Annotated in this window: 10 protein-coding genes and 2 tRNA genes; 6 read left to right on the top strand and 6 right to left on the bottom strand. The window is 72.9% G+C overall.

The genetic code is table 11. The annotated features are described in order from the left end of the window. The first annotated feature begins 93 nt into the window (after positions 1-93). The 4 genes from ACIQUR_RS24210 (at position 94) to ACIQUR_RS24225 (ending at position 2,807) form a co-directional block, all read left to right on the top strand. On the top strand, positions 94-1,443 hold the full coding sequence (locus ACIQUR_RS24210; RefSeq protein WP_403667811.1) for an AAA domain-containing protein: 1,350 nt from the start codon (positions 94-96) through the stop codon (positions 1,441-1,443). A 113-nt stretch (positions 1,444-1,556) separates the two neighbouring features. Then, entirely contained in the window at positions 1,557-1,901 is a 345-nt protein-coding gene (locus ACIQUR_RS24215) for a hypothetical protein (protein ID WP_403667814.1), read from the top strand. 164 nt (positions 1,902-2,065) lie between these two features. Then, the gene (locus ACIQUR_RS24220) at positions 2,066-2,743 is read left to right on the top strand and encodes a bifunctional DNA primase/polymerase (protein ID WP_403667817.1); all 678 of its coding nucleotides are present in this window, start codon (positions 2,066-2,068) and stop codon (positions 2,741-2,743) included. Further along, a tRNA-Lys gene (locus ACIQUR_RS24225) sits at positions 2,734-2,807 on the top strand. The genes ACIQUR_RS24220 and ACIQUR_RS24225 overlap by 10 nt, the downstream gene beginning before the upstream one ends. Before the next feature lie 74 nt (positions 2,808-2,881). Here the strand turns inward: ACIQUR_RS24225 and ACIQUR_RS24230 are convergent. Further along, positions 2,882-4,120: a M6 family metalloprotease domain-containing protein gene (locus ACIQUR_RS24230; protein WP_403667820.1), complete on the bottom strand. Its 1,239-nt coding sequence runs from the start codon at positions 4,118-4,120 to the stop codon at positions 2,882-2,884. 390 nt (positions 4,121-4,510) lie between these two features. Between ACIQUR_RS24230 and ACIQUR_RS24235 the strand changes: the two genes are divergently transcribed. Continuing rightward, a complete protein-coding gene (locus ACIQUR_RS24235) occupies positions 4,511-6,361 on the top strand; it encodes a putative bifunctional diguanylate cyclase/phosphodiesterase (RefSeq protein WP_403667823.1) in 1,851 nt (616 codons plus the stop codon). A gap of 40 nt (positions 6,362-6,401) precedes the next feature. On the opposite strand, the gene ACIQUR_RS24240 is transcribed toward ACIQUR_RS24235, so the two are convergent. Together ACIQUR_RS24240 and ACIQUR_RS24245 are read right to left on the bottom strand one after the other, a co-directional pair. Then, positions 6,402-8,093 carry a glycosyl hydrolase family 18 protein gene (locus tag ACIQUR_RS24240; RefSeq protein ID WP_403667826.1) on the bottom strand — a complete coding sequence of 564 codons (1,692 nt, stop codon included), beginning with the start codon at positions 8,091-8,093 and terminating at the stop codon, positions 6,402-6,404. Positions 8,094-8,356: 263 nt separating this feature from the next. Continuing rightward, positions 8,357-9,427: an LLM class flavin-dependent oxidoreductase gene (locus ACIQUR_RS24245; protein WP_403667828.1), complete on the bottom strand. Its 1,071-nt coding sequence runs from the start codon at positions 9,425-9,427 to the stop codon at positions 8,357-8,359. A 262-nt stretch (positions 9,428-9,689) separates the two neighbouring features. On the opposite strand from ACIQUR_RS24245, the gene ACIQUR_RS24250 reads away from it, so the two are divergent. Continuing rightward, the gene (locus ACIQUR_RS24250) at positions 9,690-10,448 is read left to right on the top strand and encodes an IclR family transcriptional regulator (RefSeq protein ID WP_403667831.1); all 759 of its coding nucleotides are present in this window, start codon (positions 9,690-9,692) and stop codon (positions 10,446-10,448) included. Between the two features lie 147 nt (positions 10,449-10,595). On the opposite strand, the gene ACIQUR_RS24255 is transcribed toward ACIQUR_RS24250, so the two are convergent. From ACIQUR_RS24255 to ACIQUR_RS24265, 3 genes are all read right to left on the bottom strand, one after another. After that, positions 10,596-10,669: transfer RNA gene (locus ACIQUR_RS24255), tRNA-Lys, on the bottom strand. Positions 10,670-10,748: 79 nt separating this feature from the next. Next, positions 10,749-12,452, bottom strand: a complete 1,704-nt coding sequence (locus ACIQUR_RS24260; RefSeq protein WP_403667834.1) for an AMP-binding protein — start codon at positions 12,450-12,452, stop codon at positions 10,749-10,751. Between the two features lie 41 nt (positions 12,453-12,493). Then, positions 12,494-13,114 (bottom strand): lytic polysaccharide monooxygenase, encoded by a 621-nt coding sequence (locus tag ACIQUR_RS24265; protein ID WP_403667837.1) that lies wholly within the window; start codon positions 13,112-13,114, stop codon positions 12,494-12,496. Positions 13,115-13,156: the final 42 nt, after the last annotated feature.

Raw genomic sequence — 13,156 nt, forward strand, 5'->3', positions numbered from 1 at the left:
GCAACCGCGCCCGGCCGAGGACCTTCCGTGCCCGGCCCAGGACCTCCCCCGCCCCGCCGAGGGCCTGCCGACCCCGACCGCCGAGGAACTGCCGTGACCCCGACCGCATCCGCCACGGACTTCGACCCCGGAGCCGCCGCGGCCGAGGCCACCCGCGCGATCCTGCGCGACACGATGGACGGCCGGCACCGCGGCGTGGTGGTCGACTCCCCGCCCGGGGCCGGCAAGTCCACCCTCGTGGTGCGGGCGGCCCGGGAGCTGGCGGCGGCCGGCCGGCGCCTGATGGTGGTCGCCCAGACCAACGCCCAGGTGGACGACCTGGTGCTCCGGCTGCACGAGAAGGACCCGGAGCTGCGGGTGGGGCGGCTTCACAGCAGCGACGCCGAGTCGTACGACCCGGCGCTGACCGAACTGCCCTCGGTCTCCCTGTCCAGCAAGGCCGGGGAGCTGGACGGGCTGCCGGTGGTGATCTCCACCGCGGCGAAGTGGGCCCACGTGCAGGGCGTCGAGCCGTGGGAGCACGCGATCGTCGACGAGGCGTACCAGATGCGCTCGGACGCGCTGCTGGCCGTGGCCGGGCTGTTCGAGCGGGCGCTGTTCGTGGGCGACCCCGGCCAGCTGGACCCGTTCAGCGTGGTGGGCGCCGAGCAGTGGGCCGGGCTGTCGTACGACCCTTCGGCGAGCGCCGTCGCCACGCTGCTGGCGCACAACCCGCAGCTGCCGCAGCACCGGCTGCCGGTGTCGTGGCGGCTCCCGGCCTCGGCCGCGCCGCTGGTGTCGGGCGCCTTCTACCCGTACACGCCGTTCCGCAGCGGCACCGGCCCGGGCGACCGGCGGATGTCCTTCGGCGTGGCCTCCGACGGCTCGGGGCCCGACCGGGTGCTGGACGAAGCCGCCGAATCGGGGTGGGGGCTGCTGGAACTGCCGGCCCGACACACCCCGCGCACCGACCCGGAGGCGGTGCGGGCGGTGGCGCTGGTGGTGCGCCGGGTGCTCGACCGGGGCACGGTGGCCGTCTCGGAGCGGTCCGAGGAGCCGGTGCCGGTCACGGCCGAGCGGATCGCGGTCGGCACCGCGCACCGCGACCAGGCGGCGGCGGTCCGCGCGGCCCTGGCGGAGCTGGGCGTCACGGGCGTGACGGTGGACACCGCCAACCGCCTCCAGGGCCGCGAGTACGACCTGACCGTGGTCCTGCACCCCCTGTCCGGCCGGCCGGACGCCACCGCCTTCCACCTGGAGACGGGCCGCCTGTGCGTCCTGGCCTCCCGGCACCGCCACGCGTGTGTGGTGGTCTGCCGCGCGGGGGTGGCGGAACTCCTGGACGAACACCCGTCGACCGACCCGGTCCAACTGGGCGTGACGGTCAAGTTCCCGGATGGGTGGGAGGCGAACCACGCGGTCCTCTCCCACCTGGCCGAACACCGCATCCCCTGGCGCCCCTGACCCCGGCCCGGGTGCGTTCGCTCACGTGCGCGAGGGGGTCCTCTTGCGCGGCGTTGGACAATGGAGGGTGGCCCGGAAGCACGGATCGCACGCAGCACGTCAGGAGGACACGGATGGCAGAGGCCGAGCGGGAGCGGAGGCTGCGGCCCGCACAGTTGCTCTTCGAGCCCGCGGAAGCGGTGGCGGACCCGGAGCACTTCTTCGACCTGGAGTCGATGGACGACCCCCGGGCGCTGCTCGCCCGCGCCACCGAGCTGACCCTGGCGTTCCGCGCCGCGCACGACAGGGCGATCGAGTTCCAGGCGGTGGCGGCGGCTCAGCTCGCGGATCCGCGCCGGTTCGACCGGCTGTCCGCGGCGGCGATCGCGGAGAGCGCGGACTGGACCGAGGACTACGCGAAGCGGATGATCGAGTTCGGTGAGGGGCTGCTCCGCGGCGAGGGCGAGAGCCGCCACTGACCCGTACCCCGCGCGCGCCGACGCGCTTCCGGCACCCCGTGGCCCGTTCGGGCACGGGGTGCTGGCATATGCCGAGGGGGCAAGGTACCGGTCCCATGCCCCTGGCGTCCCGGTTTTCGGCAACTCTCCGAGAGGAGTTCGCCACACCCGGTACACATGGACCCATGAACTCCTGGCTGCGCGAAGAGACCCGCGAAGAGACGTCCGGCTGCGGCACCGCCACCGGCACGGAAGAGTTCGACCTGTTCGGCCTGCTGGCCGCCGAGGAGGCGCGTCCCGCGGCGCACCCGGCCGCGGCCGTCACCCCGCCGGGCGCCGCGTGGCTGGCCTCCGCCTCGGCGTACCCGCGCAGCACCCTCTCCCTCTGGGAGTCCCGGCCGACCGCGCCCGCGGTGCTGCCCTGCGGCACGGCCTTCGACGTGGTGAACGTCCCCGTGGTCTTCGGCCGGCGGATGCTGGACCAGCTGTGGGAGGCGGGGCCCGGCTCGGGGCCGGTGGCGGTGCACCGCGGGCGGATGCTGCTGTTCGCGGCGCCGGGGACGGCGCAGCGGCTGCCCTCGCTGCTGGACTGGGAGGAGTGGGGCGAGGCCATTCCGGCGCCGCTGTGCCACGGCCGCGGGGACGCGGTGACCGTGCCGGCGCTGGCCGCGGGGGCACCGGGCGGGCCCTCGCGCTGGCTGGTGGCCCCCGACACCCGGCAGCCCTGGCTGCCGGGCCCCGAGGTGCTGCTGTGGGCCTGCGTGCGGGCGGCCAGGGCGGCGTCCGCCGAGGCCGTGCGCGTATCGATTTTTCCTCCGGCGGATGAGGGTGCTAATGTCTACGACGTCAGCAGGCGCCGCTAGCTCAGTTGGTTAGAGCAGCTGACTCTTAATCAGCGGGTCCGGGGTTCGAGTCCCTGGCGGCGCACCGACGGAAGAAGCCCCTCGCAGCAGCGGGGGGCTTCTTCGTTTCCCGTGCGCGGGCGGCCGGCGCGCCGCCCGTCAGGTCGTGATCTTGACGGTGTAGGCGCCGGAGGGGGTGCGGTCGGCGACCTCGATGCGGACGGGTTCGCCCGGCACGGTGTACGCCTCCCCCACCTCCAGCGGCGCGTCCGCCAGCGGCGGGTACACCGAGCGGTCCCAGCAGGCCTCGCTGTCCGGGTGCCCGTCCATGACCTCGATGGGGCCGCGGCCCGAGGCGGCCTCGTTGCGCACCTTGTAGACCAGCACGCCCTCGGCGCACGTGTCCTCGTCGTTCCCGGCGGAGCCGCGCGCCTCGATGGCCACCGCGCTGTTGGGGCCCGTACGGACCACCGCGAGCCGGGTGCCGCCGACGGCGCCCCGCGGCGCGGCCTGGCCGAGCGGCTGGAGCGTGTGCAGGGACGTACCGCCCTGGACGCAGTCCACCTGGTCCGGCCCGAGCCAGCCCAGCTTCCACTTGTGCCAGGCGAAGAGGTCGGGGGCCAGGCCGAACTGGCTGCCCATGACGTCCCAGTCGCCGACGTACGTGTCCCAGTCGCCCTTGCCGTCGGTGGGCCGGTGGTACAGGTCGGGCAGGTCGAAGACGTGGCCGGTCTCGTGGGCGAGCACGTTCCGGTCCGGCGGGTGCTTCTCGAAGACGGTGACGATCCGGCGCAGGTCGGAACCGTCGGCGCGCAGCGGCCGGTCGAAGTTGACCACCTTGGTCGCGTCGGAGTCGACGCCGGGGGCGTCCGGGTCGGCCACGAAGTAGACGATGTCGTAGCGGCTGAAGTCGACCTCCCGGTCCGCGGCCGCCACCGCGTCCCTGAGGTACGCGGCGCGGTCGCCGGGCGCCCAGTCCCGCTTTATGCGGTACGCCCCGGACGGCTTGGGCATCCGGATCCACCGCTCCTGCGGGTGCGGCACCAGCCGGAACTTCCCGTAGGAGGCCCGCTCGAAGAACTCGCTGGTCGCGGGGAAGTAGTCGGCCGTCAGTTCCTGGGGCGTGGTCGCCGGGACGGCGTCGGGGAAGGAGAGGAAGACCATCACCGCGTCGAGTGAGCGCACCGGCTTGGGGTAGTCGCCGTTCCAGGTGTCCAGGCCCAGGGAGTGGTGGGCGGACGTGCGCGTGAGGGCGCAGGGGCCGGCGCCGGGGGCGACCGCCTCCGCGGGGCCCGCGACGAGCGACATGGCGGCGAGGGCCGTCAGGGAGGTGAGGGCCGCCGCCGTACTGCGCGCGCGGCAGCGCTCCACTCCCCCGGGTGTCTGCTGTCGCGGCACGTCGACCTCCGGTGATGGTTTGAGTCAGTCCATCCACCTTGTGCCGCTTCATTGTCGTATGTCCTGTTCCAGTGCCCCACACGAGTGAGCGGCAGGGCAGCGCGCTGCCTTACGGAACGTCACAGCCGATCAGGTCGCAGCGCAGGGCGTTCACACCCGCGCAGAGCCGCACAGAGCCGCGCAGAAACGATCGATCGTGGAAGCGCTACCGCCCATCCGGGTACCGGAACGCGCGGCGGCGGCGCTGGATAGCCCCTCCCGGCAGCCTCTATGATCGGCACACTTTCCTGCGCGGACACGGCCTCCGGGCGGTCTCCCCTCATCCGGCCGGCGGTTCCCGACCGACCTGCCGAGACAACTGCCGAGACAACTGCACTGCGGGAGCGAACGGTGAGCGGAACCCCAGAAGGACCCGGCTCAGCGGCCGGCAGCCTCCGGCCGACGACTACGCAACGTCATCCCGTCGGCCGGTCCGCTGCCGAACTGCGCGACTACCGGGCGGCGTTCAACGCGGCCCACCTGCCGATGGCCGTGGTCGACCGGGACGGCCAGGTGGTGGCCGCCAACCAGGCCCTGGCCCAACTCCTCGGCACCGAGGCGCACTCCCTGGTCGAGCAGTCCGCCGCGGAGCTGGTCGACCTCGCGGCGGAGGCCCGTACCTGGCAGGCGTACCTGGAGGTGCTCCGCGGGCGGCAGGCCAAGCTGCGCTGCACCCGCCGGCTCAAGCACCCCGACGGGCACTCGCTGTGGACCGAGGTCACCCTCGGCCCGGTGCCCGGCACGCCCGACGTCCTGCTGTCGGTGGCCGACATCAGCGACCGGCGGGACCTCCAGGCCCGGCTGCGCCACCTCCAGATGCACGACCCGGTCACCCGGCTGCCCAACCGGGCGCTGTTCTTCGAGCGCCTCTCCGCCGCCCTGGAGGCCTCCTCGTACGACCGGGGCGGCACGGGCCGGATCGGGCTCTGCTACCTCGACCTGGACGGCTTCAAGGCGGTCAACGACACCCTGGGCCACCGCGTCGGCGACCGCCTGCTGACCGCCGTGGCGGCCCGCCTGACGCACTGCGCGGACCAGGTCGGGTACGGGAGGCCGGGCGGGCACCTGGTGGCGCGGCTCGGCGGCGACGAGTTCGCCCTGCTCGTCGAGGACTCCACCGGCACCGAGCAGCTGGCCGACCTGGCCAAGTCCGTACTGGCGGCCCTCCAGGAGCCCTTCGACCTGGCGGGCCAGCGGCTCTCGGTCTCCGCGTCGATCGGCGTCGTCGAGCGGACCTGCGCCGGCACCTCGGCGACCGGGCTGATGCAGGCCGCCGACACCACGCTGTACTGGGCCAAGGCGGACGGCAAGGCCCGCTGGACCCTCTTCGACCCCGAGCGCAACGCCCACCGGATGACCCGGCAGGCCCTGTCCAGCACCCTCCGCCCGGCGGTGGAGCGCGGGGAGTTCACGCTGGAGTACCAGCCGCTGGTGGACCTCGAGAGCGGCGCGGTGCGCGGCGTCGAGGCGCTCGCCCGATGGAACCACCCGCAGTTCGGCACGCTGACGCCGAATCGGTTCATCGGAATTGCGGAAGAGGACGGCTCCATCGTCCAGTTGGGGCAGTGGGTGCTGCGCACCGCCTGCCGGCAGGCCCGCCGCTGGCAGCTCGACCACCCGTCCGACGAGCCGGTGTTCGTGTCGGTCAACGTCGCGGTGCGCCAGGTGTGGGACTCCGACCTGGTGGGCGACGTCGCGGAGATCCTCGCCGAGACGGGGCTGGCGCCCGAGCTGCTCCAGCTGGAGCTGACCGAGTCCGCGGTGATGGGCTCGGCGGGCCGCCCGCTCCAGGCGCTCCAGGCCCTCAGCGACATGGGGGTGCGGATCGCCATCGACGACTTCGGCACCGGCTACTCGAACCTGGCCTACCTGAGCCGGCTGCCCGTCTCGGTGCTCAAGCTCGACGGCTCCTTCGTACGCGGCTTCCGCTACGAGGAGGGCGCCCACCCCAACCCCGCCGACGAGACCATCGTGGAGGCCCTGGTCCAGCTCGCGCACCGGCTCGGGCTGACCGTGACGGCGGAGTGCGTGGAGACCGCGGGCCAGGCGGCGCGGCTGCGCCGGGTCGGCTGCGACACCGGCCAGGGCTGGCTGTACTCGCGGGCCGTGGGGCCCGAGCGGATCGCGGAGATGATCGGCCGGGCCGCGTACGGAGGCGCCCCGGCCGGCACGTACGGGAGCGCCCCGTCCCCCCGGGTGTGAGGGGTCGGGGCGCTCCGTCGCTCGGCGCGAGGTGGGGGGATCAGCAGGCGCCGAGGTCCTGCCAGACGCCCCACTCACCGGTGGTGCCGGGCTCCTCGTTCTGCGTCCACCACTTGGCCTTCCAGTTGCGGCCCTTGTGGGAGACCTGCTGGCCGCCGGTGTAGACGGTGCCGGCGACGTACGCGGGGGCCGTGCAGCCCGTGGTGGGCGGCGTGGTCGGCGGAGTCGTCGGAGGCGTCGTGGGCGGGGTCGTCGGGGGCGTGGTCGGCGGCGTGGTGGGCGGGGTGCTCGGGGAGCCGCCGACGGCCGCGACGATCTGGTTGAGCAGGGTGGTGTTCTCGTCCAGGCCGAGCAGCGAGTACATCATCGCTCCGGCGAGGCCGCGCTGGTGGGCGTAGTCGGCGCGGGCCTGGATCGACTTCTGGTTCAGGCCGGTGAACCACTCGCCGTCCTTGTAGAAGTACGAGGCCTTGGCCTGGTCGTCCCAGAAGGTGGTGGCGGCGTTGTCCACGATGCCGCCCAGCTCCTTGTAGTGGGCGATGCCGGCCTGCTGGCTGACCGGGCGGACACCGGACGCGCCGGTCGCGGGCTGGGCCAGGCCGTTGGCGGCGCCCGCGGGGACGCCCTTCCAGCCGCGGTAGTAGAACTCGTAGCCCAGGGTCAGCTTGTTGGCCGGGAAGCCGCCGGCGATGCCGTAGGCGGCGTTGCCGTCGATCCAGGAGTCGATCGCGTTGTCGATGCTGTACTTCTCGGTGCCGGGCGCGATCGGGTCGGTCGGGTCGTTGGCACCGGAGTAGAGCGGGGACTGGTGGTACGTCGGCCCGTCGCCGTCCCAGGCGCCGTGCATGTCGTACGTCATGATGTTCGCGTAGTCGAGGTACGCGCCGATCTTGTCCGTCTCGATGTACTTGATCTTGTCCTGGCCGGCCGGGAGGGCGGCGGTCAGCAGGTACTTCTTGCCGCCGTTGGCCGCGCCGTAGGCGTCGAGCTGGGTGCGGAACTCCTTGAGCAGCAGGGTGAAGTTCTGCTTGTCCTCGGGGCCGTAGTGGTTGCCCAGGTGGCCGCCCGAGGAGCCGGGGTACTCCCAGTCGATGTCGATGCCGTCGAAGATGCCGGCCGCGGTGCCGGGGCCGCCGTAGCCGCCCTCGACCGGCAGGTTGCCCTTGATGTACTGGTCGATGCAGGAGCTGACGAACTTCTTGCGGCTCGCGTCGGTGAGCGCGGCGTCGTGGAAGTACTTGGAGTAGGTCCAGCCGCCGATGGAGATGTTGATCTTCAGGTGCGGGTACTTGGCCTTCAGTTCCTTGAACTGGTTGAAGACGCCCACGATCGGCTGGTCCCACTTGTCCGCGACGCCGTCGACGCTGTCCGCGGCGCTGAAGGACTTCTGGTAGTCGGCGTACGAGTCGCCCGCGCCGTCACCGGCGTTGGGGTTGTTGTCGTCGCCCGCCGCCTTGTTGGCCTCGAAGCAGGTGAGGTTGGTGGGGTGGATGTTGCCGAACGAGTAGTTGATGACGTCCAGCTTGCCCGCGATGCCCCGGGTGTCGAGGTGCTTGGGGTAGAAGGCGTTGCCGTACACGCTCCACTGGTCGTAGTACGCGATCTTCACGCCGCCGGTGCTGGGGGTGGCGTCCGCGGCCTGGGCGGTGCCGAGCCCGGCGAAACCGGCCAGGGCGCCGGCGGCGAGGGCCGCCGTGGAGATGGCCGCGAGAAGCGGTTTACGGATGTGCATGAACAGCCCCCGGGGAGGTGGGAGGGACGGGAGGTGCGCGCGCTGGGTGAAGTGATAGCCGCCGCTCCGTGGCCGAGTCAATGGTTTGGACCAAAGAAGGACTAGACCACTCCCGACACAAAACCTCTGGTCAGACCCTTGATCGCATACGAAAAACCGCTCGCCACCCCGGGTGACGAGCGGTTTAAGGCTCCCTTGAATGTTTCGCGCGCAAGGTTTCGGCAACAAACCAGCCAATCCCCGTTCGCGCGCCGTACGTCACCTCAGGAGGCGCCCCCGGGCATCCCGTACGCATCTGCGACGAGCTCGTACGAGCGCCTCCTGGCCTCCCCCGCATGGGCGTTGGAGGTCAGCATCAGCTCGTCCGCGCCCGTCCGCGCGGCCAGCGCGTCCAGCCCCGCCCGCACCTCGTCGGCGGTGCCGTGGACGACGTTGCGCAGCCAGCCGTCGAGGAACTCGCGCTCGGCCGCGGAGTACGGGTACGCCTCGGCCTCCTCCGGCGTCGGCACGAGGCCCGGACGCCCCGTGCGCAGCCGCAGCATCGACAGCGCGGCCGCACGCACCTGGCGGCGGGCCTCGCGCTCGTCGTCGGCGGCCAGCGCTGCCACCCCGATCAGCGCGTACGGCCGGTCCAGCACGGCGGACGGGCGGAACGAGTCGCGGTAGAGGTCCAGGGCCGGCAGCGTGTTGGCCGCCGAGAAGTGGTGGGCGAAGGCGAACGGCAGCCCCAGCTCGCCGGCCAGCCGGGCGCTGAACCCGGAGGAGCCCAGCAGCCACACCGGCGGCCGCCCGGCCGGGCCCTGCACCGGGCCCGGCACGGCGTGCACGCGGGCGTACGGGTGCCCGTCGGGGAAGTCGTCGTCGAGGAACCGGACCAGCTCGGCCAGGGCCCGCGGGAACTCCTCCGCCGCGTCGTCCGCCCGGCCGGGCCCGCGCAGCGCCCGGGCGGTGTGCCCGTCGGTGCCGGGTGCGCGGCCCAGCCCCAGGTCGACACGGCCCGGAGCGAGGGCCTCCAGGGTGCCGAACTGCTCGGCCACCGTCAGCGGCGCGTGGTTGGGCAGCATCACGCCGCCGGAGCCGAGGCGGATGCGGGAGGTGTGGGCGGCCAGGTGCGCGAGGATCACGGCCGGCGAGGAGCTGGCGACCCCGGGCATCGAGTGGTGCTCCGCCACCCAGTGCCGGTGGTAGCCGCGGGCCTCGGCCAGCCGGGAGATCGCGACGCTGGTGCGCAGCGACTCCGCCGCCGTGGATCCGGCACCGACGGTGACGAGGTCCAGTACCGACAACGGGACCGGAGCCGTGCCCCGCACTGTCCCTCGGATGGCGTCTTGCATTCCGCCCTCGCCCGCCTCTCCCGCCACTTCCGTGCGGTTCTCGTCCGGTGATCGAAACTGTACGAAGAGGTCGAACAGGGACCGGTCGGCGGACATTCCCGATGTTGACGGCGCAGGCCCATGACCTTGGCATATGCCAGCGATATAGATCCCTGTGGAGCGCCCTGATTGAGCCACCAATCTGTTCAACAGACGCTCCACGTGGGCCTCTTGGTGGCTATCGTGGTAAGCGCAAGCGGTAACAACCTGCTAGGGGGAAACCGTGGCGCTGAAGCCCGAGCCGACCGCGCCGTTCCACTCGGTGCAGTACGCCCTGCGCGTACTCGAAACGATCTCGCGGCACACCGGGGGTGTGACCGACACCCAGATCACCCGCGAGACCGGCCTGCCCTCGGTCCACCTCGCCCCCATGCTGGTCATGCTGCGCCGCGAGGGCTACGTGGTGCAGGTGTCGGACGGCGCGTACTCCATAGGGGATTCCCTGGTGCTCCTCGGCTCGGGGGTGGACCGGCAGCAGGCGCTCCAGGCCAAGCTCCAGGAGAGCCTCGACGAACTGCGCGACACGGTCGGTGCGGCCGTCTACATCAGCCGGTACGTCGACGGCGAGGTGAAGATCACGCAGTTCGCGGACAGCCCGCGCACGCCCAAGGTGCACGAGTGGGTCGACTTCCGCTCCGCCGCCCACGCCAGCGCGGTCGGCAAGTGCCTGCTGACCCAGCTCGACCTCAACGGCCGCCGTGACCACCTGTCCCGGCACAAGATCGCCAGGCTGACCTCCCGGACGATCACGAACGAGCGGGTGCTGTTCTCGAAGCTGGACGCCCAGCCGTCCACGGTGCCGACCCTGGACCTCCAGGAGTACGCCGTGGGGACCGTGTGCGCGGCGGTGCCGATCACCGCGGGTTCCGCGGTGGGCTGCCTGGCCCTGTCGATGCCGGTCGAGCACGCGCACCGGCTGCGGGCCGCCGCCGACACGCTCAACCGGAGGGCCGCCCCGCTGCTGCTGTCGCTGACGATCTGAGGGCCGTGCCCCCGCGACGGGCGGGGGCACGCGACCGCTCCCCGAGCCGTCCGGTCCCGCGGAAGAGCCGGGGAGAACAGCGGGGGCGGGCACCGGGAAAACACTTCGGGCGGTTCCCGGTGAACCGGAAACCGCCCGAAGATCAGGTGCGCCGCCAGGGACTCGAACCCCGGACCCGCTGATTAAGAGTCAGCTGCTCTAACCAACTGAGCTAGCGGCGCCTGCTGACAGAGAAAATACTACCCGGTCCCCGGGGGTGCTCGTGACCACCCCCGCCCCGGCCCCGCAGGTCGGACCGGTTCAGCCCAGCAGGTGGGCCCGGGACTGGGCCTCGTACCGCGCCAGCAGCCCGGCCAGGTCCGGGCCCGTGAGGGGCCGGAACCCCGGGGCCGTGCCGGGCCGCCACCAGACGGGATCGCCGCACCGGAAGCCCTCGCGGCGCAGCGCCACCCGGTGCACCTTGTTCGTGGCGGTGACCGGCATCACAGGCACCACGCGCACGAAGCGGGGCGCCATCTTGGTGCCGAGGTCCGGCTGCGCCGCCAGGAAGGCGGCGAAGGCCCCGGGCGAGAAGACCGCGCCCTCCCTCAGCGCGAGGGCGGCCATCACCTGGTCGCCGGCCACCGGGTCGGGCACCGCGTACACGGCCACGCCCGCCGCGTCCTCCCAGCGGGCCAGGATGTCCTCGATCATCGCGGCGGCCAGGTTCTCGCTGTCCACCCGCAGCCGGTCGTCGGTGCGCCCGGCGAAGTAGAGGAAGCCGGCCTCGTCGCGGTAGAAGAGGTCGCCCGTCCAGTACCAGCCGCCGCGCCTGCGGTCCGCCTCGGCCGCCGGGTTGCGCCAGTAGCCCTCGAAGGGGTTCGGCCCGCGGTTCACCAGCTCCCCGATCGCCCGGTCCACCCCCCGCAGCGTCCCGTCCGGGCCGCGCCGCGCGGGCGGCCGCTCCTGGAGAGTCTCGGGGTCCACCACCGCCAGGTCGTCACGGGGCGCGGCCCGCCCGATGGCCCCCGGGGGCGTGTCGGGGGTGCGCTGGATCGCGGCGCCGCCCTCGGAGGACCCGTACCCCTCGACGAGCCGGACCCCGAACCGGTCGGCGAAGCGCGCCGCGTCCACCGCGCCGGCCTCCGTGCCGAAGCCGAGCCGCAGGGTGTGGTCGCGGTCGTCGGGCCGGGGCGGGGTGGCCAGCAGGTACTGGACGGCGCGGCCGACGTACGTGAAGTAGGTCGCGCCGTGGCGGCGTACGTCGTCCAGGAAGGCGGACGCGGAGAAGCGGCGCCGCAGCGCGACGGAGGCGCCGGCCACCAGGGCGGGCGCCCAGTCGGCGATCACGGCGTTGCCGTGGAACATCGGCATGCAGACGTAGTGGACGTCCTCGGGCGTGACGGTGAACTGCCGCGCCAGGGACGCGCCGGCCGCGGCGAGCCTGCCCTGGGTGCAGAGGGCCGCCTTGGGCGCGCCGGTGGAACCGGAGGTGAAGTAGAGGAGGAAGCGGTCGGCGGGCCCGGGGCCGCCGCGCCGGAGCACGGCCTCGCCGGGCTTGGCGCCGGTGTACGGGGCGAGCAGCGCGGCGTACGCGTCGGTGTCGGTCACCAGGATCCGTACCCCGGGCAGGTCGAGGCCGTCGAGCAGGGGCAGCAGGGCCCGCTCGGTGACCAGCAGCCGGCAGTCGGTGTGGACGATGTCGCGGGCCAGCTCCGCGCCCCGCCGGGTGGGGTTGATGCCGGCGACGGCGGCCCCGGCGAGGGCCGCCGCGCTCAGCCACAGCGGGAACTCCGGGGTGTTCTCCAGGAGCACCCCGACGTGTGGTTCCGCGCCGCGCGGCAGGAGGTCGACCAGCAGCGCGGCGCGGGCGGCGGCGGCCCCGGCCACCTCGTGGTGGGTGAGGCGGGTGTCCGCCTCACCCAGCCCGGTGCGGTGGTCGCCCCACTGGCGCTGGACGAGCTCCGCGACCGTCGCGGGTGCCGAGGGCCGCCCCGAGCGGTGTTCCGGTGTCCCAGTCCCCATGCCGCCGCACGGTAACTGACGTCACGTCAGAACTGAATGCCTCAGAACTGGACGTCCGAGCAGGAGTAGAAGGCGTTCACGGTGTCGTGGATGGTCCACACCGCGAGGATCATGTGCCGGCCGGACTTGCCCGTCGGCATGGTGCCGGGGTGGACGATGGTGTACGGCGGGCGGGTGCCGTTGTAGGTGACGGTCATGAAGGGCTGGGGGTCGAGCGCGGCCCGGGTGAGGGGCTTGCTCCAGTCCCAGCCGTTCCGGGTGATGTAGTACTTGAAGTCGGTGGTGGCGTGCGGGGCTGTGAACTGCCAGCGGAAGTTGAAGGCCTGGCCGCCGAACACCTGGGTGGCGGGCCAGTTGCCGCCGCGCGGGTCGTCGAGCTGGGCGAACTCGGTGTGGTTGGCGGAACATATGCGGCCGTCGGCGGGACCGGCCGCCGGGAAGCCCTTGGGGCCCTCGACGGACTGCGGCTCCCACTGGATGGGGCCGCAGTCGGGGACGGTCTTGTTGGCGCAGAGCTTCTGGCGGCTGATGGGCTGGTCCGTGTAGCCGTGGCTGGTGGCGGCGGGGGCGCTGAGCGCGGAGAAGCCACCGATGAGGGCGACGCCGAGGGCGGCCGCGGTGAGGCGTCTGCGAGTGGGGGTGGGCAGGGCGAAGCGACGCATGATGCTCCTTGGACGTGGGGGGAGTTCCTGGGGCGTGCACAC

Origin of the sequence: Streptomyces sp. NPDC101132, assembly GCF_044759225.1 — a bacterium.
Classification (GTDB): domain Bacteria; phylum Actinomycetota; class Actinomycetes; order Streptomycetales; family Streptomycetaceae; genus Streptomyces.